The organism is Citrobacter sp. R4 (assembly GCF_026719175.1).
Taxonomy (GTDB): domain Bacteria; phylum Pseudomonadota; class Gammaproteobacteria; order Enterobacterales; family Enterobacteriaceae; genus Citrobacter_A; species Citrobacter_A sedlakii.
The window spans coordinates 37,489-57,077 of record NZ_JAPPSU010000014.1 but is presented as its reverse complement, the minus strand read 5'-3'; the positions used below and the strand labels follow the sequence as shown (position 1 = coordinate 57,077).

Annotated in this window: 20 protein-coding genes; 11 read left to right on the top strand and 9 right to left on the bottom strand. The window is 52.1% G+C overall.

Annotated features, from left to right (window positions below; translation table 11 throughout):
• Positions 1-212 precede the first annotated feature (212 nt).
• From OOJ60_RS21270 to phoU, 9 genes are all read left to right on the top strand, one after another.
• Positions 213-737, top strand: coding sequence for a fimbrial protein (locus OOJ60_RS21270; protein WP_042287311.1), 525 nt, complete (start codon positions 213-215; stop codon positions 735-737).
• Positions 738-831: 94 nt separating this feature from the next.
• Positions 832-1,506 carry a fimbria/pilus periplasmic chaperone gene (locus OOJ60_RS21265; protein ID WP_205613147.1) on the top strand — a complete coding sequence of 225 codons (675 nt, stop codon included), beginning with the start codon at positions 832-834 and terminating at the stop codon, positions 1,504-1,506.
• A gap of 39 nt (positions 1,507-1,545) precedes the next feature.
• Positions 1,546-4,017 carry a fimbria/pilus outer membrane usher protein gene (locus OOJ60_RS21260; RefSeq protein WP_233470914.1) on the top strand — a complete coding sequence of 824 codons (2,472 nt, stop codon included), beginning with the start codon at positions 1,546-1,548 and terminating at the stop codon, positions 4,015-4,017.
• A gap of 10 nt (positions 4,018-4,027) precedes the next feature.
• A complete protein-coding gene (locus tag OOJ60_RS21255; RefSeq protein ID WP_042287306.1) occupies positions 4,028-5,086 on the top strand; it encodes a fimbrial protein in 1,059 nt (352 codons plus the stop codon).
• 244 nt (positions 5,087-5,330) lie between these two features.
• Entirely contained in the window at positions 5,331-6,371 is a 1,041-nt protein-coding gene (pstS, locus tag OOJ60_RS21250; protein ID WP_205613145.1) for a phosphate ABC transporter substrate-binding protein PstS, read from the top strand.
• A 124-nt stretch (positions 6,372-6,495) separates the two neighbouring features.
• A complete protein-coding gene (gene pstC / locus OOJ60_RS21245; RefSeq protein ID WP_042287300.1) occupies positions 6,496-7,455 on the top strand; it encodes a phosphate ABC transporter permease PstC in 960 nt (319 codons plus the stop codon).
• Positions 7,455-8,345: a phosphate ABC transporter permease PstA gene (gene pstA, locus OOJ60_RS21240; protein WP_042287297.1), complete on the top strand. Its 891-nt coding sequence runs from the start codon at positions 7,455-7,457 to the stop codon at positions 8,343-8,345. Before pstC ends, pstA begins: the two co-directional genes overlap by 1 nt.
• 47 nt (positions 8,346-8,392) lie before the next feature.
• Positions 8,393-9,166, top strand: a complete 774-nt coding sequence (pstB, locus tag OOJ60_RS21235; RefSeq protein WP_015961095.1) for a phosphate ABC transporter ATP-binding protein PstB — start codon at positions 8,393-8,395, stop codon at positions 9,164-9,166.
• Between the two features lie 26 nt (positions 9,167-9,192).
• Entirely contained in the window at positions 9,193-9,918 is a 726-nt protein-coding gene (gene phoU, locus OOJ60_RS21230) for a phosphate signaling complex protein PhoU (RefSeq protein ID WP_012907987.1), read from the top strand.
• 45 nt (positions 9,919-9,963) lie between these two features.
• On the opposite strand, the gene yieH is transcribed toward phoU, so the two are convergent.
• Entirely contained in the window at positions 9,964-10,629 is a 666-nt protein-coding gene (gene yieH, locus OOJ60_RS21225; RefSeq protein ID WP_205613144.1) for a 6-phosphogluconate phosphatase, read from the bottom strand.
• Between the two features lie 166 nt (positions 10,630-10,795).
• Between yieH and adeP the strand changes: the two genes are divergently transcribed.
• Positions 10,796-12,133, top strand: coding sequence for an adenine permease AdeP (gene adeP, locus OOJ60_RS21220; protein ID WP_042287290.1), 1,338 nt, complete (start codon positions 10,796-10,798; stop codon positions 12,131-12,133).
• 61 nt (positions 12,134-12,194) lie between these two features.
• Here adeP and OOJ60_RS21215 read toward each other — a convergent pair whose 3' ends face one another.
• The 8 genes from OOJ60_RS21215 to OOJ60_RS24905 form a co-directional block, all read right to left on the bottom strand.
• The gene (locus OOJ60_RS21215) at positions 12,195-12,761 is read right to left on the bottom strand and encodes an NADPH-dependent FMN reductase (RefSeq protein ID WP_042287287.1); all 567 of its coding nucleotides are present in this window, start codon (positions 12,759-12,761) and stop codon (positions 12,195-12,197) included.
• Between the two features lie 10 nt (positions 12,762-12,771).
• Entirely contained in the window at positions 12,772-13,521 is a 750-nt protein-coding gene (locus OOJ60_RS21210; RefSeq protein ID WP_042287283.1) for a 4'-phosphopantetheinyl transferase family protein, read from the bottom strand.
• Between the two features lie 201 nt (positions 13,522-13,722).
• Complete coding sequence (gene mnmE / locus OOJ60_RS21205; RefSeq protein WP_205613143.1) at positions 13,723-15,087, bottom strand: tRNA uridine-5-carboxymethylaminomethyl(34) synthesis GTPase MnmE; 1,365 nt, start codon at positions 15,085-15,087, stop codon at positions 13,723-13,725.
• A 106-nt stretch (positions 15,088-15,193) separates the two neighbouring features.
• Positions 15,194-16,837 carry a membrane protein insertase YidC gene (gene yidC / locus OOJ60_RS21200; RefSeq protein ID WP_181822286.1) on the bottom strand — a complete coding sequence of 548 codons (1,644 nt, stop codon included), beginning with the start codon at positions 16,835-16,837 and terminating at the stop codon, positions 15,194-15,196.
• Between the two features lie 2 nt (positions 16,838-16,839).
• Positions 16,840-17,097 carry a membrane protein insertion efficiency factor YidD gene (yidD, locus tag OOJ60_RS21195; RefSeq protein WP_001307474.1) on the bottom strand — a complete coding sequence of 86 codons (258 nt, stop codon included), beginning with the start codon at positions 17,095-17,097 and terminating at the stop codon, positions 16,840-16,842.
• Complete coding sequence (gene rnpA, locus OOJ60_RS21190; RefSeq protein WP_042287256.1) at positions 17,061-17,420, bottom strand: ribonuclease P protein component; 360 nt, start codon at positions 17,418-17,420, stop codon at positions 17,061-17,063. Before rnpA ends, yidD begins: the two co-directional genes overlap by 37 nt.
• Before the next feature lie 16 nt (positions 17,421-17,436).
• Positions 17,437-17,577: a 50S ribosomal protein L34 gene (rpmH, locus tag OOJ60_RS21185; protein WP_000831330.1), complete on the bottom strand. Its 141-nt coding sequence runs from the start codon at positions 17,575-17,577 to the stop codon at positions 17,437-17,439.
• A gap of 228 nt (positions 17,578-17,805) precedes the next feature.
• Positions 17,806-17,886 (bottom strand): hypothetical protein, encoded by an 81-nt coding sequence (locus tag OOJ60_RS24905; RefSeq protein WP_420245489.1) that lies wholly within the window; start codon positions 17,884-17,886, stop codon positions 17,806-17,808.
• Between the two features lie 296 nt (positions 17,887-18,182).
• On the opposite strand from OOJ60_RS24905, the gene dnaA reads away from it, so the two are divergent.
• A complete protein-coding gene (gene dnaA / locus OOJ60_RS21180; protein ID WP_060569962.1) occupies positions 18,183-19,589 on the top strand; it encodes a chromosomal replication initiator protein DnaA in 1,407 nt (468 codons plus the stop codon).

The following is a 19,589-nucleotide window of genomic DNA, read 5'->3' as shown; positions in this document are numbered from 1 at the left end:
AAAAAAATAACTATAGTAACGAGCGTTTTTCGTGGTTTATAAAATATAATATTATTTAGTTGTTATTTTTCCGCCCTTTACATAAAAAATAAATAAATATTTTTATATTGCGATTTCATTGTCGTAGGTTTACTATTCTTTCGCTGAAATACTTTAATGGTATTTGTTTAAAAAATACTTCTTTGTTATTTATAATTTAAGGATGTTTTATTGTGAAAGGAAAAGTATTAAGTAGTGCTTTAATTTGTTCTGCTCTGTTTGTAACTTCTCAGGTGCATGCAGCTAACGGCAATGGCGTGGTTCATTTTACTGGTGAAATTATTGATAGCACCTGTGAAGTTACGACTAATTCTCAGGACCAGATCGTAGATCTTGGTAAAGTTAATAAATCAACTTTTACCGGCGTGGGGTCTACCGCTTCTGTTCAGGCATTTCAAATCGATCTGATTAATTGCCCTGATACGTATAAAAAGGCGGCCGTGCGTTTTGACGGTACCGAAGACGGAGATGGTTATCTTAAAGTTAACACCGGAGGCGCAGAAGGTGTGGCTGTCGCTCTTTACAACAAAGTCGATAACAGTTTGTTGAAGCTTTACAATGAATCCACTTACGCTGATATCAATACTGACGGTACAGCGACAATCCCCTTTATTGCACGTTATATTGCCACCTCTGATACCATAAAAGCGGGTCTGGCAAACGCCGATTCTGAATTTACTGTTACCTATAGCAATTAAAATTCGTCCTTACTTTTTAAAACCTCAGGCCTGATAAGGCTTGTTTTGCCTGTCCAATTTTAGAAACAAGCCCAGGCCTGCTACAGGATTCAATATGTGCTGGCGTCTTTTTAGTGTTATTTTTTTTCTTTGTTTTACGTTTCCAACTTATTCAGGAATTGTTATTGGTGGAACGAGAGTTATCTTTCAAAGCAGTAAACCTGACGTGACGTTGTCGGTAATTAATAAAGACACGACTTTACCTTATCTGATCCAGGTATGGGTGGACCCTTTTAACGCTACGGATAAAAATAAACCACCTTTTACTGCTATACCACCAGTTTCTCGTCTGGAGCCAAAACAGGAACGCGTATTGAGAATTATCAAAACGCAGGGTGAATTACCCTCAAACAGAGAATCGGTTTTTTGGATAAATGTAAAAAATATCCCACCATCACCAACTAAAGACAGCAGCAAGCTGGAGATTGCGATTAAAACGCGGATCAAACTTTTCTGGCGCCCCTCCAGCATTAAGGAAACACCCGAAACGGCTAGCAAAAAGCTCACATGGCGGCGTGAAGGACGACTGTTGGTAGTGACCAACCCGACAGCGATTCACGTGAATATGATTGATGTTGCTGTCGACGGTAAACCAATTGATATTGCTATGATAAAACCATTTGAAATACAAAGAATTACATTACCCATTGATATATCTGGCAAACGTCTGACATGGCACTGTATTAACGATTACGGCGCCATCAGCGAAGTAATCCAGCAGTCAATTTAATTGCCGGGAGGCGGTACGTTGAATTACTCCCGTTTATCACTGCTGTTTTTTACTCTGTGGATATCGATTCCTCCATCGTTAGCTCAGGCAGAAGAACACTTTAACTCTCGATTGTTGGAGTTTGAACATCCGGTTGATGTGGATATCAGCCAGTTCAGTAAGGCGAATACGTTACCGGAAGGGGAATACAGCGTCGATATTTACATCAATGAACGGTTCTTTGAGCGAAGGCATGTGACGTTCAGAAGAGGTCAAAATGAAGAGGAGCTTCAGCCCTGTTTCTATGATTTGAAAAGTACCCTGCGTAGCTTTGGAACCAAAGTGAAGGCGTTAAAGACGCTGGAAAACGTGGAAGCCCGGCGCTGTGAATACCTTCCTTCGCCGGAAGGTATTTTCGGGAAACTGGACAGCGAAAAGTTGGTGCTCCGCATCGCCATACCACAAATTTATCTCGATGCCGCCTCACGTGACGCTATCCCCCCCTCTCGTTGGGAGCAGGGGATTAACGCGCTGCTGCTGAATTATGATTTTTCAACGACCCAGACGCTGAAGTCGCAGTATGACAGTGACGATCTTTATTATCTTAATTTGCGCAGTGGGATCAATCTTGGGGCGTGGCGATTACGTAATTACAGCACGCTTAATGCGGTGAACAGCCAGGGAGACTACCACTCTGTGAGTACTTACTTACAGCGTGACATCGCCGCTTTGCGAAGTCAGGTCATGTTTGGCGATACCTGGACGGCAAGCGACCTGTTTGACAGTACGCAAGTTCGGGGGCTTCGTCTATATACCGACAGCGATATGCTTCCGGACAGCATGAACGGTTTTGCGCCTGTGGTTCGCGGCGTCGCCAAAAGCAACGCTGTGGTGACTATCCGCCAGAACGGTTACATGATTTATCAGTCAGCAGTACCGCAGGGGCCTTTTGCGCTGACCGATCTCAAGACCACCAGTAGCGGTGGCGATCTTGACGTTACCGTTAAAGAGGAAGACGGCAGCGAAACACATTTCACGCAGCCTTATGCTTCCCTTGCCATATTACGAAGAGAAGGACAAACCGATGTTGATATCAGCATTGGCGAGCTACGTAACAACGACTTTTTTACGCCGAATGTGTTTCAGGCCCAGGCCATGCGCGGCTTGCCCTGGGGTATGACCCTGTATGGTGGCACGCAGATTGCCAAAGACTATGCCGCTGTTGCTGCTGGCGTTGGCAAAGATCTCGGTGAGATGGGCGCGATATCTCTGGATGTAACCCACGCTCGGTCCCGGTTTTTTGATGACTCCGAACAGGGTCAGTCCTGGCGATTTTTGTATTCCAAAACCTTTGAAACCAGTAATACGAATCTGCGAATTGTTGGCTATCGCTATTCGACAGAAGGATTTTATACCCTTGATGAATGGGCTTCGCGACAGGACGACAGCGAATTGTTCTGGCAAACCGGCAACCGGCGTAGCCGGTTAGAAGGGACATGGACGCAGCCTTTCGCGGAAGGGTTCGGCAATATCTATTTAATGCTCAGCAGGCAGCAATACTGGCAGACGGATAATGTTGAACGCCTGATTCAGTTTGGTTACAGCAACAACTGGAACCAGATGCTATGGAACCTGTCATGGAATTACAGCGATATGGCTAACCGGGTAGCAACAGGCCAAGAGGGTAATGATAACGAACATGTTTTTATGTTGTCGCTTTCTGTTCCACTGTCTCGTTTTCTTCCTCAAAGTTATTTGAATTATAGCTATACCCACAATGGTAATAGCAGCCCGATGCACCAAATCGCACTGAATGGAAGTCTGGCTGAGAGGAATAACGTTGGCTGGAGTCTTCAGCAGTCGTTCAATGAAACGGGAGAGAATAACAGTGGTAACGCAGGCGTGACGTGGGATGGTACCTACGGTTCTGTAAAAGCGAATTATGGCTGGAGTGATGAATCCAGACAACTGAACTATGGTGTTCGCGGTGGGATTTTATGGCACGCCGACGGTATCACGCTTTCACAGGAAATGGGCGAAACAGTCGCATTGATTAAAGCGCCCGGCGCAGAAGGGTTAACTCTGGAAAACACCACGGGTATTGCCACTGACTGGCGCGGTTATACCGTTAAAACACAGATGACGCCTTATGAAGAGAATCGTATTGCTATCGGAAGCAACTATTTTTCTTCAGGTAACGTGGAGTTAGAAAAAAATGTTCTCAGTCTGGTTCCAACCCGTGGCGCCGTGGCGAAAGCGGAGTTTGTCACTCACATCGGTTATCGCGTGTTATTCCGTGTCGTTTTGGAAAATAACAAACCCGCTCCGTTTGGCGCAATGGCGTCAGTCTCCCTGCCGTCAGGGATCGTAACCGGCATCGTTGGCAGTGACGGCGAGCTTTATCTCGCCGGTATGCCTGAAACAGGCTTATTCACGCTAACTCTGCAAAACGGCGTGACCTGCTCTGCGCACTACGAAATTCTCCAACCATCAAACAATGGGCTGATTCAGCTGCCTGCAACGTGTCAATAAAGGAATATATATGAAAATAACCAAGGGGTTCTGGCTTTTCACCCTGCTTATCCCGGTATTGACAGCTAGCGCCGCGCCTACCGGCTATTGCGTGGCGAATGAAGGTACGCACCATAACTATTTTGATGTTACCAAAACGTTTTCTTACTACGACAATATGGCGGGTATCATAGTTTCATCAACGACCAGCGCGGATAACGCAACGTTTAAAGGCACCTGTTATTGCCTCACAGGGCGAAACCAGGTGTCAGAGACCACGTATTTTACATCGGTGATGAATCCATCGTTATCGTCGGCCGGAACGCACAATAACCAGTCTTTTTTCTGGCTAAACGATTTTCTGGATATTGCAATGGAGACCTACATCCTCGGCGTTGGCTTCGTTAAGCTTCCCTACGATCACATTCCCAATGAACAGGACGCTCACAGATGTAAAGAGGGAGTAGATAACAATATCACTTTTTACAGCGGTGGTTCTGCAACCGTCAGCCTGTACGTCAAAAAACCGATCGTCGGAACCATGACCATTCCATTGACATTGATCTCCAGCATTTACGCTACGCTGGATCCGCATACGGTATCTCATCATTACATCGCAGACATTATGATTAAAGGATCGATAACCGTTCCTCAGTCTTGTGAAATTAGTGAAGGAGAGACGCTGGTCATTGATTTTAAAAAAATTCTTGCCTCTGAGTTTCCTGCCGTGAAAGGCCAGGCGTTGAACGATCATAAAATTACCCGCAAAGTGGCCGTCAGGTGCAGCAATATCGGGAAATATCAGAGCATAAATGCGCATATCAGCGCGGCTTCTGCCGGCACCGAAGACGATATGATTCAGACCAGCAACCCTGATGTAGGAATCAAAATCTATGATAAACAGGGGCGTGAGGTTAACGTCAACGGGGGCGAATTAGTAACCGACATTACCTCCTTACCATCCGGTATGATGGGCGATAAGAACGGTGAAATCACCTTTTCCAGCACCCCTGCCAGTGCGACCGGCGCGAAACCCCAGCCTGGCTTTTTTAACGCGACCGCCACATTAACTATTGAGATTGAAAACTGAATTTACGGCGGTTGAGATGACAACTGCTGTCATTTTGCTTCTACCGGAAGCGAGCTGAACAAATGTATATGACAAAAAAATGAACAAGACGTGAATTAATGACTATAGTTTTCATGTGGTTACTCTTTACAATTTCATTGTCATAAAACTGTCATATTTCGTACATTTAACTGTCACCTGTTTGTCCTATTTTGCTCATCGTAGCCACTTAACAATGATTTACGAAAATCTTGCAGGAGACATTATGAAAGTTATGCGTACCACTGTCGCAACTGTTGTCGCCGCGACCTTATCCATGAGCGCTTTCTCTGTATTCGCAGCAGCAAGCCTGACAGGCGCAGGTGCAACTTTTCCTGCGCCGGTGTATGCCAAATGGGCCGATACTTATCAGAAAGAGACCGGTAGTAAGGTTAACTACCAGGGTATCGGCTCCTCCGGTGGTGTTAAACAAATCACAGCAAATACCGTTGATTTCGGTGCTTCTGATGCGCCGTTGTCTGACGAAAAACTGAACCAGGAAGGTCTGTTCCAGTTCCCGACCGTGATCGGCGGCGTGGTGCTGGCGGTAAACATTCCGGGTCTGAAATCGGGTGAACTGGTACTGGATGGTAAAACCCTGGGCGATATCTACTTGGGTAAAATCAAGAAGTGGGATGACGAAGCCATCACCAAACTGAACCCGGGTCTGAAACTGCCTTCGCAGAATATCGCCGTGGTTCGTCGTGCTGACGGTTCCGGTACTTCCTTCGTCTTTACCAGCTACCTGGCGAAAGTGAACGAAGAGTGGAAAACCAAAGTGGGTTCTGGCTCTACCGTAAACTGGCCGACCGGTCTGGGCGGTAAAGGTAACGACGGTATCGCCGCATTTGTACAGCGTCTGCCGGGCTCTATCGGTTACGTTGAGTACGCTTACGCGAAGCAGAACAACCTGGCTTACACCAAGCTGATTTCTGCCGATGGCAAACCGGTTAGCCCGACGGAAGAGAGCTTCTCCAACGCGGCGAAAGGCGCAGACTGGAGCAAATCTTTCGCTCAGGATCTGACGAACCAGAAAGGTGACGATGCGTGGCCAATCACGTCCACCACCTTCATCCTGGTCCACAAAGAGCAGAAGAAACCTGAGCAGGGCGCAGAAGTGCTGAAGTTCTTCGACTGGGCTTACAAAAATGGCGGCAAACAGGCGAACGACCTGGACTACGCCAGCCTGCCAGACAGCGTGGTTGAGCAGATTCGTGCTGCATGGAAGACCAACGTGAAGGACAGCAGCGGTAAAGTGCTGTACTAAATACCCGCATATTGTGAGCCGCAGCGGTATTGGCTGCAGCTCGAATTATTTAGGGTATGGCATTACGTTAGCCAGGAAGCACGATAAAATACGCGCTTCCTGGCCCAAACTTAAAGAGTGATTTATGGCTGCAACCAAGCCTGCTTTTAACCCACCGGGTAAAAAGGGTGACATGATCTTCAGCGCGCTGGTAAAACTGGCTGCGCTGATTGTGCTATTGATGTTGGGTGGCATTATTGTCTCTCTGATCATCTCCTCCTGGCCGAGCATTGAGAAGTTTGGTTTCTCGTTCCTGTGGACCAAAGAATGGGATGCGCCAAACGATATCTACGGCGCGCTGGTGCCGATCTACGGTACGCTGGTGACCTCTTTTATCGCACTGCTGATCGCCGTTCCGGTGAGCTTCGGCATTGCGCTGTTTCTGACAGAACTTGCTCCCAACTGGCTGCGTCGTCCGCTGGGTATCGCCATTGAACTGCTGGCGGCAATCCCCAGTATCGTTTACGGCATGTGGGGGCTGTTTATCTTTGCGCCGCTGTTCGCCACTTACTTCCAGGAGCCGGTCGGCAATATTCTTTCCAACATTCCGTTTGTTGGCGCGCTGTTCTCCGGCCCGGCGTTTGGTATCGGTATCCTCGCGGCAGGCGTGATCCTCGCCATCATGATCATTCCGTACATTGCGGCGGTGATGCGTGACGTATTTGAACAAACCCCGGTGATGATGAAAGAGTCAGCCTACGGCATCGGCTGCACCACCTGGGAAGTTATCTGGCGTATCGTCCTTCCGTTCACCAAAAATGGGGTGATTGGCGGCATTATGCTGGGCTTAGGCCGCGCGCTGGGTGAAACCATGGCGGTGACCTTTATTATCGGTAACACGTACCAGCTCGATAGCGCGTCGCTATACATGCCTGGCAACAGCATTACCTCTGCGCTGGCGAACGAATTTGCGGAAGCTGAATCCGGTCTGCACGTTGCGGCGCTGATGGAACTGGGCCTGATCCTGTTCGTGATTACCTTTATCGTACTGGCCGCGTCTAAGTTTATGATTATGCGCCTTGCGAAGAACGAGGGGGCACGCTAATGGCTACGCTTGAAATGCAAAATACCGCTGCGCTGGCAGAGTCCCGTCGCAAAATGCAGGCGCGTCGCCGCGTGAAAAACCGTATCGCCCTGACGCTTTCTATGGCAACGATGGCGTTTGGTTTGTTCTGGTTAATCTGGATCCTGATGTCCACCATTACGCGTGGTATCGACGGGATGTCGCTGGCGCTGTTCACCGAAATGACGCCGCCGCCGAATACCGCGGGCGGGGGCCTTGCGAACGCCCTGGCGGGTAGCGGTCTGCTGATTCTGTGGGCGACTGTATTCGGTACGCCGTTGGGCATTATGGCGGGGATTTATCTGGCTGAGTATGGTCGTAAGTCCTGGCTGGCTGAAGTGATTCGCTTTATTAACGACATTCTGCTTTCCGCTCCGTCTATTGTGGTCGGTCTGTTTGTCTACACCATCGTGGTGGCGCAGATGGAGCACTTCTCCGGCTGGGCTGGCGTAATCGCGCTGGCGCTGCTGCAGGTGCCAATCGTGATCCGTACGACCGAAAACATGCTGAAACTGGTGCCGGACAGCCTGCGAGAAGCCGCTTACGCGCTGGGCACGCCGAAATGGAAGATGATTTCGGCGATCACCCTGAAGGCGTCTGTTTCCGGGATCATTACTGGCGTGCTGCTGGCTGTTGCGCGTATTGCCGGTGAAACCGCGCCGCTGCTGTTTACCGCGCTCTCCAACCAGTTCTGGAGCACGGACATGATGCAGCCGATCGCCAACCTGCCGGTGACGATCTTTAAATTTGCGATGAGCCCATTCGCGGAATGGCAGCAACTGGCCTGGGCCGGGGTGCTGATCATCACCCTTTGCGTACTGTTGCTGAACATTCTGGCGCGCGTCATTTTCGCGAAGCAGAAACACGGTTAAATTTTTACGGCGCGGCACATCGCGGCGCCGAATGAGGAAATGAGTCAATGAGTATGGTTGATACTGCCCCGGGTAAGATTCAGGTTCGTGATTTGAACTTCTACTACGGCAAATTCCATGCCCTGAAGAATATCAACCTGGATATCGCGAAGAACCAGGTGACGGCATTCATCGGTCCGTCTGGCTGTGGTAAATCCACGCTGCTGCGTACCTTTAACAAGATGTATTCGCTCTATCCGGAGCAGCGTGCGGAAGGTGAAATTTTGCTGGATGGCGACAACATCCTGACCAATACCCAGGATATCGCCCTGCTGCGTGCGAAAGTGGGGATGGTGTTCCAGAAACCAACGCCGTTCCCGATGTCGATTTATGACAACATCGCCTTTGGCGTGCGTCTGTTTGAGAAACTCTCCCGTGCGGATATGGACGAGCGCGTGCAGTGGGCATTGACCAAGGCCGCATTATGGAACGAAACCAAAGATAAACTTCACCAGAGCGGGTACTCTCTCTCCGGTGGTCAGCAGCAGCGTCTGTGCATTGCGCGCGGTATCGCCATTCGCCCGGAAGTGTTGCTGCTGGATGAGCCGTGTTCAGCGCTGGACCCGATCTCAACCGGGCGTATCGAAGAGCTGATCACCGAGCTGAAGCAGGATTACACCGTAGTGATCGTTACTCACAACATGCAGCAGGCTGCACGTTGTTCTGACCACACGGCGTTTATGTACCTGGGCGAGTTGATTGAGTTCAGTAACACGGACGATCTGTTCACTAAGCCCGCGAAGAAACAAACCGAAGATTATATTACTGGCCGCTACGGTTGATTTGCCTTAGTGCATGTGGAGAAACCATGGACAATCTCAATCTTAATAAACACATTTCCGGCCAGTTCAACGCAGAGCTGGAAAGCATTCGCACCCAGGTGATGACCATGGGCGGCATGGTCGAGCAGCAGCTTTCTGATGCGATCACCGCAATGCATAACCAGGACAGCGAACTGGCGAAACGTGTTATCGACGGCGATAAACACGTTAACATGATGGAAGTGGCGATCGACGAGGCCTGCGTGCGCATTATTGCCAAGCGCCAGCCGACGGCGAGTGACCTGCGTCTGGTGATGGCGATCATCAAAACCATCGCCGAGCTGGAGCGTATTGGCGACGTGGCGGACAAAATCTGCCGTACCGCGCTGGAGAAGTTCTCTCAGCAGCACCAGCCTCTGCTGGTGAGTCTGGAGTCACTGGGCCGCCATACCGTGCAGATGCTGCACGACGTGCTGGATGCGTTTGCGCGCATGGACCTTGACGAAGCGGTCCGTATCTACCGTGAAGACAAAAAGGTCGATCAGGAATACGAAGGCATTGTGCGCCAACTAATGACCTACATGATGGAAGATTCACGTACCATTCCGAGCGTCCTGACGGCGCTGTTCTGTGCGCGATCCATTGAGCGTATCGGCGACCGTTGCCAGAATATCTGCGAATACATCTTCTACTTCGTGAAGGGACAGGATTTCCGACACGTTGGTGGTGACGAACTGGACAAGCTGCTGGCGGGTAAGGATCCGAAAGAGTAAGGTTTAAGGCGGGTGGCGCTTAGCGCTTACCCGCCCTGTTTTCATTTAACGCGTAATATTCCACCCACGCGCTTTCCACAAAGCGGGCAGCTGCGCCAGATCTGTAAAGGTCGTCACTTTGGGATGTTCGATCGGCTTGTTGTGCGGATCGGCGCAAAAATAGAAAACTTCCATTCCCGCATCAATCCCCGACTGGGCGCCAGCGGATGAATCATCCACCAGAATACAGTTTTCAACGTTAACGTTCATCGCTTTAGCGGCATGTAACATCAAGGCCGGATCGGGCTTCCAGCGTTGAATATCGTAGCCGCTGAACAGTTTTTCCGGGAAGTGATGCAACATACCGAGCTTGCCCAGCGAGTGCTGCATTTTGCTTACTGGCCCGTTAGAGACCACGCAGATCGGCACCGTCATCGCATCCAGCAGCGCGTTTGCACCGGCAATAACCTCCAGTTCGGCGTCGAAAAGGCGTGCGACCTCGGCGCGATAAACGGGTTCTAAGTCGGCTATTGCCAGCGAAACGCCCTGTTCCTCATTAATGATATCAATGATTTCGTAGAGCTTGACGCCTTTAAAGCGCTTAAACACTTCTTCGAGATCGAGGGTGATACCGAATTCCTGGAACATCGCCACATACGCGCGGGAACAGATAACTTCACTGTCAACCAGCGTACCGTCACAGTCGAAAAATACCGCTTCAATTCCGGACATGCCTTTCCCTTTTTACGAGTTTAACGTTTACGTACTGCGCGATCGTGAGACGCAATCGTTGCCGTATAAGCAAATTCAATGAAAAAAACATCGCACAATCGCCCCCTATTGTCGCATTTTGGTATAGGATAGCGACGAATTTTCCCTCCTTGTTCGGAAATTGATAATGAGTCAACAACACACAACCCAGACTTCTGGTCAGGGGATGCTGGAACGCGTGTTTAAACTGCGCGAACATGGCACGACGGCACGCACCGAAGTGATCGCCGGTTTCACCACCTTCCTGACGATGGTTTACATCGTTTTTGTGAACCCGCAAATTCTCGGCGTCGCTGGCATGGACACCAGCGCCGTCTTTGTCACTACCTGTCTGATTGCCGCGTTTGGCAGCATCCTGATGGGTCTGTTCGCTAACCTGCCCGTGGCGCTGGCGCCCGCGATGGGCCTGAACGCCTTCTTTGCGTTCGTTGTGGTTGGCGCGATGGGGCTGCCGTGGCAGGTTGGTATGGGCGCGATTTTCTGGGGGGCGGTTGGTTTGCTGCTGCTGACCATCTTCCGCGTGCGTTACTGGATGATTGCTAACATCCCGGTCAGCCTGCGCGTGGGGATCACCAGTGGTATCGGCCTGTTTATTGGGATGATGGGGCTGAAAAACGCCGGTGTTATCGTCGCGAACCCGGAAACCCTGGTGAGCATTGGTAACCTGACCTCCCACAGCGTGCTGCTGGGCGTACTCGGCTTCTTTATCATCGCGATCCTCGCCTCCCGCAATATTCATGCCGCGGTGCTGGTGTCTATTATCGTTACCACCCTGTTGGGCTGGCTGCTGGGTGATGTGCATTACAATGGTATCGTCTCCGCTCCGCCGAGCATTTCTACCGTGGTTGGTCATGTCGATCTGGCGGGTTCGTTTAATCTCGGTCTGGCGGGGGTTATCTTCTCCTTCATGCTGGTCAACCTGTTCGACTCCTCCGGTACGCTGATCGGCGTTACTGATAAAGCGGGTCTGGCCGATGAGAAAGGAAAATTCCCGCGCATGAAACAGGCGCTGTTTGTCGACAGCGTCTCTTCCGTAACGGGGTCGTTTATCGGGACCTCTTCCGTGACCGCCTACATTGAGTCGTCTTCCGGCGTGTCCGTTGGCGGGCGCACCGGTCTGACGGCCGTGGTTGTCGGTCTGCTGTTCCTGCTGGTGATCTTCCTGTCGCCGCTGGCGGGGATGGTGCCGGGTTACGCAGCGGCTGGCGCGCTGATCTACGTCGGCGTGCTAATGACCTCCAGCCTGGCACGCGTGAAATGGGAAGATTTAACCGAGTCTGTTCCGGCTTTTATTACCGCGGTGATGATGCCGTTCAGCTTTTCGATTACTGAAGGGATTGCGCTGGGCTTTATCTCTTACTGCGTGATGAAATTGGGTACCGGACGACTGCGCGATCTCAGCCCGTGTGTGGTGGTGGTTGCTCTGCTGTTCGTGCTGAAGATTGTGTTTATCGACGCGCACTAATATTGCGATGTTGCCGGATGGCGCAACGGCGTCTCCGGCAAATGTCTAAGAAGATTGGCGCTTACGCTTTTACGCGCTGGATGTAATCGCCAAATGCCGTTAACTGCCCGGTCAGGTGGTCCAGCGTGCTTTGATCAATCACTTCTCCGCTTTGCGGATCCACTTTGTTCTGAATAACACCGCCCATAAATTCCGGCTTGTTCATCACCATTGCATCCAGGAACACCAGAATCTGACGCAGATGATACTGGCAGCGCGCGCCGCCAATCGCGCCCATTGAGCTGGTCTGAATCAGCACCGGCTTGCCAGCCAGCGGCTGATCGGGAAGGCGGGACAGCCAGTCGATGGCATTCTTCAGACCGCCGGGTACCGAATAGTTGTATTCCGGCGTAACGATGACGACGCCGTCGGCATGGCGGATCTGTTCGGCCAGCGCTTCGACGCTCGCCGGGAAACCCTCCTCCTGCTGCAGGTCTGCGTCGTAAAGCGGAATATCAGCGATAGACGGGAGTGGACTTACCTCCATTCCTGCCGGAGCGATCTTCGGCAGCGTACGGGCGACCATTCCATTAAACGACCCTTTGCGCAGACTTCCCAGTAACGTGACAACCTTTAACGTTTCAGACATGGTGACTCCATCAGTTATGCGTATAAGACTTCGCCGCGGATAATTGCGCGAATCGCATCAGACGACCCGTTTCCGCATTAGCGCGGGTCTGGATATCAGGCAGGTTTTTCCAGCCCTGCTTACCATCAAACTCCCAAACCTGTAATTTATCAATGCCTGGCGTAACCGCCACTGACCACACCAGCAGATCTTCCGCATCGCAGATCGCTTCCAACGGTGCGACATGCGCGCACTTCAGGCGCCCCGCGCCCGGCAGCAGTTGAAGCTCGCGGGGATCGTCATTGCGAACATCGCCAGTGAGTTTCAGGATGCTCTGACGCAAGGTGATCATCTGCGCGCGCGCCTCGTTGGGATCGTTTTGCTTGCTGATCCACAGACGTTCATTACTGGAGAAGACAGGGGGTGGCGAACAGTGAGGCGGGACAAAGCTGCGGGTGGCGCGCTGAAGTTCCATATCCAGCCCGCATTCGCCTTCGGTCGCCAGTGCCACACCAACGACATTTCCTGCGTAGGCGATAGAAAAACTGGGGAGATTTTGTTCACGAAACGCGGGTTTGCCTTTCGCTTTTATGATGATTTCCGGTAACTCAAGCGTGCCATACAGCATGAACATCAGCTCGGCGAGAAGGCCTCTGGACGCCAGGAAACGTGTCTGTCGATGCGCCGGAAGGCTTCGCGCGTCAAGGTGGCAGGAGGTGGGTAAACGCACCGAAATCAAATGCCCCTCCGTGAGTATCCCTCTGGCAAAATGTATCCCCATTTTTCGCTCCATGATTAATGGTCCTTAATAATGACGAGAGTAACATTTACGTGATTTATGGACATAGGAAATCACAAAAAAGTGCGACCGAAACCGCGTCTCTTACGTGCTTTTACATTTCAGGGAAAAGATGCCAAAGAAGTGGCGTCAGAAAGAAGCTGACCGGATGTTGGCATCTGCCGCCATCCGGCGCTATTTGGGTTACTTACCAATACAGAAGCTGGAGAAAATCCGCCCCAGCAGATCGTCCGAGGTAAACTCGCCGGTGATCTCACTCAGCGCCTGCTGCGCCAGACGCAGTTCCTCCGCCAGCAGTTCGCCCGCCCAGGCGCCCAGCAGCTGGTTTTTGCCCTGCTGGAGATGTTCTGCGGCTTCAGCCAGCGCCTGAAGATGACGGCGACGGGCCAGGAAGCCGCCTTCCATATTGGTGTCAAAGCCCATGCTCTGCTTGAGATGGTTACGCAGTACATCTACACCTTCGCCGGTTCGCGCAGAGAGGCGAACCAGTGAGTGACCATTCACCTCGCTGATGCCCAGCGTCTCTCCGGTAATGTCCGCTTTATTACGTACGACAGTTATCGGCAATTTAGCCGGCAGACGGGCGATAAAGTCCGGCCAGATCTCCGCCGGGTCGACGGCGTCGGTCGTGGTGCCGTCCACCATAAACAGCACGCGGTCGGCCTGCTCGATCTCCTGCCAGGCGCGCTCGATACCGATACGCTCAACCTCGTCGCTGGCATCGCGCAGACCGGCGGTGTCGATGATGTGCAGCGGCATGCCGTCGATATGGATATGCTCGCGCAGCACGTCGCGGGTGGTGCCAGCAATGTCGGTCACAATCGCTGCTTCACGTCCCGCCAGCGCGTTCAGGAGGCTCGATTTCCCGGCGTTAGGGCGTCCGGCAATGACCACCTTCATCCCTTCGCGCAGCAGGCTGCCCTGACGCGCTTCGGCGCGCACCGCGTCGAGGTCGGCAATAACGTCATTCAGCTGCGCTTCGATTTTGCCATCCGACAGGAAATCGATCTCTTCATCCGGGAAGTCAATGGCCGCTTCCACGTAGATACGCAGGTGAGTGAGCGCTTCCACTAGATGATTAATGCGGGTAGAAAACGCCCCCTGAAGAGAGTTCAGCGCAGAGCGTGCCGCCTGTTCGGAACTGGCGTCAATCAGATCGGCAATGGCTTCTGCCTGTGCCAGATCGAGCTTATCGTTAAGAAACGCACGTTCGGAAAACTCGCCGGGACGGGCGATACGCAGACCAGGAAGGGTCAGAATGCGTTTTAACAGCAGATCGAGAATGACCGGGCCACCGTGTCCTTGTAGCTCCAGCACGTCTTCGCCCGTGAAAGAGTTCGGGCCGGGGAACCACAGGGCGATCCCCTGATCCAGCGCCGATCCGTCGGCGTCTTTAAACGGCAGATAGTCGGCATAGCGCGGCTTGGGCAGTTTACCCAGAACGGCTTCGGCAACCTCGCGCGCTTTCAGGCCGGAGATGCGCAGAATACCGACGCCCCCGCGTCCCGGTGGGGTTGCCTGGGCGACGATAGTGTCGTTATGGCTCATGATAAATCTCGTTATTTCGCAATAAAAAAGGCGGTCATCAGACCGCCCTTCAGGTTATGTTCCGTGTGCCGGATGGCGGCTTCGCCTTACCCGGCCTGACGCCGAATTAAGACTTCTTCTCGCGGCTATGCAGACCACGTTTTTCCAGCCCGCGATAAATCAGCTGCTGCTGGATGATGGTCACCAGGTTGCTGACGATATAGTACAGCACCAGACCTGACGGGAACCACAGGAAGAACACGGTGAAGATGACCGGCATAAAGGTCATGATCTTCTGCTGCATCGGGTCGGTCACGGTGGTCGGCGACATCTTCTGGATGAAGAACATCGTCACGCCCATCAGGATCGGCAGGATGTAGTACGGGTCCTGTGCGGACAGGTCATGGATCCACAGCGCGAACGGCGCGTGACGCAGCTCCACGGAACCCATCAACATGTAGTACAACGCCAGGAAGATAGGCATCTGGATCAGCAGCGGGAAGCAGCCGCCCAGCGGGTTAACCTTCTCTGCTTTGTACAGCGCCATCATCTCCTGGCTCTGACGCTGTTTGTCGTCGCCCAGACGCTCACGCATGGCCTGAATCTTCGGCTGCAGCATACGCATCTTCGCCATGGAGGTGTACTGCGCTTTGGTCAGCGGGTACATGATGCCACGAACGATAAAGGTGATGATGATGATCGAGAAGCCCCAGTTACCCACGAAGCTGTGGATCCACTTCAGCAGTTTGAACAGCGGTTGAGAGATGAACCACAACCAACCGTAATCCACGGTCAGATCCAGGTGCGGTGCAACGGCCGCCATTTTGTCCTGAATTTCCGGGCCAACCCACAGAGTGCTGGTCATCGCGCCAGTCTGACCAGGCTGTACCAGTACCGGCTGAGATTTATAGCCGATAGCCGCTACGCCGTTGCCCAGATTCGCGGTATAGAAGTTGTTGGTGCCGTCATTACGAGGAACCCATGCCGTTGCGAAATACTGTTGCAACATTGCGACCCAACCGTCTTTAGCGTTGACGTTCAGGTTTTCGTTTTCAGCAATGGTGTCGAATTTGTATTTCTCATACTTCTCATCCGGCGTGGAGTACGCCGCGCCACGGAAAGTATGCAGCGCAAAGTTGCTGCTTCCGGTGTCACGATGAGACGGCAGATTGATGGATTGCTTCAACTGACCAAAGGTGGAGATCTCCAGCGGTTTCTCGCCGGCGTTCTGCACGCTGTAGTTGACGTTGACCGCATAGTCGCCACGTTTCAGGACGAACGTTTTCGTAAACGTGTTGCCTGCGGCGTCGGTATAGGTCATCGGGATCTGCAATTCGTTTTGACCGTCGGCCAGTACAAACGCGTCTTTTTCAACGTTGTACAGCGGACGCGGACCGTTAGCCGGGTTATCCGGGCCGTCGCGACCGGTCAAACCACTCTGGGCCTGATAGATAAACTGTGGGGTAGTTTCCAGCAGTTGGAATGGTTCGCTGGAACCGAGCTCTTTCGGGTAAGCGGGCAGCAGGGCCTGTTCCACATCACCACCACGGGTGTTAATGGTCAGATCAAGCACGTCAGTCTTAACCGTAATCAGTTTCCCCTGGCCACTGGCCGGTACGCCCTGGTCGGCGGCGCTACCCGCTGCGGTGGTCGTTGTCTGCGTGGTCTGTTGGGTCTGGGGTTGCGGATTTTTATCCTGCTCCCAGGCTTGCCAGATCATGAAAGACACGAACAGCAAAGCGATGATAAGAAGATTGCGTTGCGAATCCATCGTTAGTGTTCTCTGGTATCAAATGGTCCGGGCGGGACGGGATCGTCACCACCAGGGTGTAAAGGGTGGCATTTTAATACGCGTTTCACCGTCAACCAACTGCCTTTTATCACTCCAAACCTGCGCAATGCCTCAATTCCGTAGCTTGAACAGGTTGGCGTGAAACGACAGTGCGGCCCAAGCAGCGGACTGATCAGGCGTTGATAGACCCGAATAAGGGCTATCAGGACCCGCGAGCCAGGCGACAGTGGCGGCGCCATAATTTTTCCAACGCTTCCGAGAGAGCACGGTTATCGAGGTCGGCAACCCCCTTTTTCGCCACCACCACGAAGTCCATTGCAGGAAGTTCGTGCTGACGCAGACGAAAGCTTTCACGCGTCAGACGTTTAATCCGATTGCGTTCATGGGCGCGTCGAACGTTTTTCTTGGCGACGGTAAGACCGATACGGGGATGCCCCAGCGAATTCAGGCGGCCGAGGATGGTGATTTGCGGCGTGCCAGCCCGTTGTGGCTGCTGGAAGACGAATGTGAAATGATTGGGAGTTAACAAACGTAACTCCCTGGGAAATGCGAGCTTAACCACTCAGGGGTTAGCTTTATTACTTGGAAACGGTCAGACGAGCGCGGCCTTTAGCACGACGACGTGCCAGAACCTGACGACCATTTTTAGTAGCCATACGAGCACGGAAGCCGTGAGAACGGTTGCGCTTCAGTACAGACGGTTGAAAAGTGCGTTTCATGGCGATTTCTACCTAAACTTGAATAAATTCACTGACTTTTGCGTATACCCGAACGAGTTTCGAACGACTTACGCCACAGTGTGGGTGATTAAAGAGGCCGGATTGTAATAATTGTACACTCCGGAGTCAATTCTCTTTCCTTAAATCCCTGCCTTTTTCCGCACCTTTTCGCACGAAAAACAGACAGCGTTGACGCCGTTTCACAGGCATCGCGCGACGGGTGGAGAATTATACGGACTGGTGGGTAAAGCGCAAGGATCGCCCGGGATCTTTATTAGATCGTTTAAGGCGTAAACCGTCTTTACTCATTAAATTTTCCGATATGGGCGCGAAATCGCCCTGATCCTCTCCAGGATCGTTTACACTTACCCCGTCTTGTGAAGACCTGTGGATAAATCGGGAAGAATCTGTGAGAAACAGAAGATCTCTTTCTCAGTTTACGCTATGATCCGCGGTCCCGATCGTTTCCAGAGATCCTGATCGGGTAAAATTGCAGATAGCAATTCGCACGTCACCCTTTGCATAGGGTCTTGTCGATGTGCGTCAACAATCATGAATGTTTCAGCCTTTGTCATTTATCGACTTTTGTTCGAGTGGAGTCCGCCGTGTCACTTTCGCTTTGGCAGCAGTGTCTTGCCCGATTGCAGGATGAGTTACCAGCCACAGAATTCAGTATGTGGATACGCCCGTTGCAGGCGGAACTGAGCGATAACACGCTGGCTTTGTATGCGCCAAACCGTTTTGTGCTCGATTGGGTAAGAGACAAGTATCTCAATAATATCAATGGGCTGCTGAATAATTTTTGCGGCGCTGACGCCCCGCAGCTACGCTTTGAGGTCGGGACGAAGCCGGTCACCCAGACGCTGAAGACGCCGGTCAATAACAATGTTGCCGCGCCCGCTCAGGTGGCTCAGGTACAACCACAGCGTCAGGAACCCGCGGCGGCGCGTCCCGGCTGGGACAACGTACCGGCCCCCGCTGAGCCTACCTACCGTTCTAACGTTAACGTGAAACACACGTTTGATAACTTCGTCGAAGGTAAATCTAACCAGCTGGCGCGCGCGGCGGCGCGTCAGGTGGCGGACAACCCTGGCGGCGCCTATAACCCGTTATTCCTGTATGGCGGCACCGGTCTGGGGAAAACCCACCTGTTGCACGCGGTAGGAAACGGTATTATGGCGCGCAAGCCCAACGCGAAAGTCGTGTATATGCACTCCGAACGCTTTGTGCAGGACATGGTGAAGGCCCTGCAAAACAACGCGATCGAAGAGTTCAAACGCTACTACCGTTCCGTTGACGCGCTGCTGATCGATGACATTCAGTTCTTTGCCAATAAAGAACGATCCCAGGAAGAATTTTTCCACACCTTTAACGCCTTGCTCGAAGGTAATCAGCAGATCATTTTGACGTCGGATCGTTATCCTAAAGAGATCAACGGCGTCGAGGATCGTTTGAAATCCCGCTTTGGTTGGGGGTTGACGGTGGCGATCGAACCACCTGAACTGGAAACCCGCGTGGCGATCCTGATGAAAAAGGCTGATGAAAACGACATTCGTCTGCCTGGCGAAGTGGCGTTCTTTATCGCCAAGCGACTGCGCTCTAACGTGCGTGAGCTGGAAGGGGCGCTGAACCGCGTGATTGCTAACGCCAACTTTACCGGTCGGGCGATCACCATCGACTTCGTTCGCGAAGCGCTGCGCGATCTGCTGGCGTTGCAGGAAAAACTGGTCACTATCGACAATATTCAGAAGACAGTGGCGGAGTATTACAAAATCAAGATTGCGGATCTGCTGTCCAAGCGTCGTTCTCGCTCGGTAGCGCGTCCGCGTCAGATGGCGATGGCGCTGGCCAAAGAGCTTACCAACCACAGTCTGCCGGAAATTGGCGACGCGTTTGGCGGGCGTGACCACACCACCGTACTCCACGCCTGCCGCAAGATTGAGCAGTTGCGTGAAGAAAGCCATGATATTAAAGAAGATTTCTCCAATTTAATCAGAACATTATCTTCGTGA

Excerpts from the sequence above, each read along its gene's own strand:
- OOJ60_RS21265 (WP_205613147.1), top strand. The coding sequence starts at position 832 with ATGTGCTGGCGTCTTTTTAGTGTTATTTTTTTTCTTTGTTTTACGTTT.
- OOJ60_RS21255 (WP_042287306.1), top strand. The coding sequence starts at position 4,028 with ATGAAAATAACCAAGGGGTTCTGGCTTTTCACCCTGCTTATCCCGGTA.
- pstS (WP_205613145.1), top strand. The coding sequence starts at position 5,331 with ATGAAAGTTATGCGTACCACTGTCGCAACTGTTGTCGCCGCGACCTTA.
- pstC (WP_042287300.1), top strand. The coding sequence starts at position 6,496 with ATGGCTGCAACCAAGCCTGCTTTTAACCCACCGGGTAAAAAGGGTGAC.
- pstA (WP_042287297.1), top strand. The coding sequence starts at position 7,455 with ATGGCTACGCTTGAAATGCAAAATACCGCTGCGCTGGCAGAGTCCCGT.
- pstB (WP_015961095.1), top strand. The coding sequence starts at position 8,393 with ATGAGTATGGTTGATACTGCCCCGGGTAAGATTCAGGTTCGTGATTTG.
- phoU (WP_012907987.1), top strand. The coding sequence starts at position 9,193 with ATGGACAATCTCAATCTTAATAAACACATTTCCGGCCAGTTCAACGCA.
- yieH (WP_205613144.1), bottom strand. The coding sequence starts at position 10,629 with ATGTCCGGAATTGAAGCGGTATTTTTCGACTGTGACGGTACGCTGGTT.
- adeP (WP_042287290.1), top strand. The coding sequence starts at position 10,796 with ATGAGTCAACAACACACAACCCAGACTTCTGGTCAGGGGATGCTGGAA.
- OOJ60_RS21215 (WP_042287287.1), bottom strand. The coding sequence starts at position 12,761 with ATGTCTGAAACGTTAAAGGTTGTCACGTTACTGGGAAGTCTGCGCAAA.
- OOJ60_RS21210 (WP_042287283.1), bottom strand. The coding sequence starts at position 13,521 with ATGGGGATACATTTTGCCAGAGGGATACTCACGGAGGGGCATTTGATT.
- mnmE (WP_205613143.1), bottom strand. The coding sequence starts at position 15,087 with ATGAGCCATAACGACACTATCGTCGCCCAGGCAACCCCACCGGGACGC.
- yidC (WP_181822286.1), bottom strand. The coding sequence starts at position 16,837 with ATGGATTCGCAACGCAATCTTCTTATCATCGCTTTGCTGTTCGTGTCT.
- yidD (WP_001307474.1), bottom strand. The coding sequence starts at position 17,097 with ATGGCGCCGCCACTGTCGCCTGGCTCGCGGGTCCTGATAGCCCTTATT.
- rpmH (WP_000831330.1), bottom strand. The coding sequence starts at position 17,577 with ATGAAACGCACTTTTCAACCGTCTGTACTGAAGCGCAACCGTTCTCAC.
- OOJ60_RS24905 (WP_420245489.1), bottom strand. The coding sequence starts at position 17,886 with ATGAGTAAAGACGGTTTACGCCTTAAACGATCTAATAAAGATCCCGGG.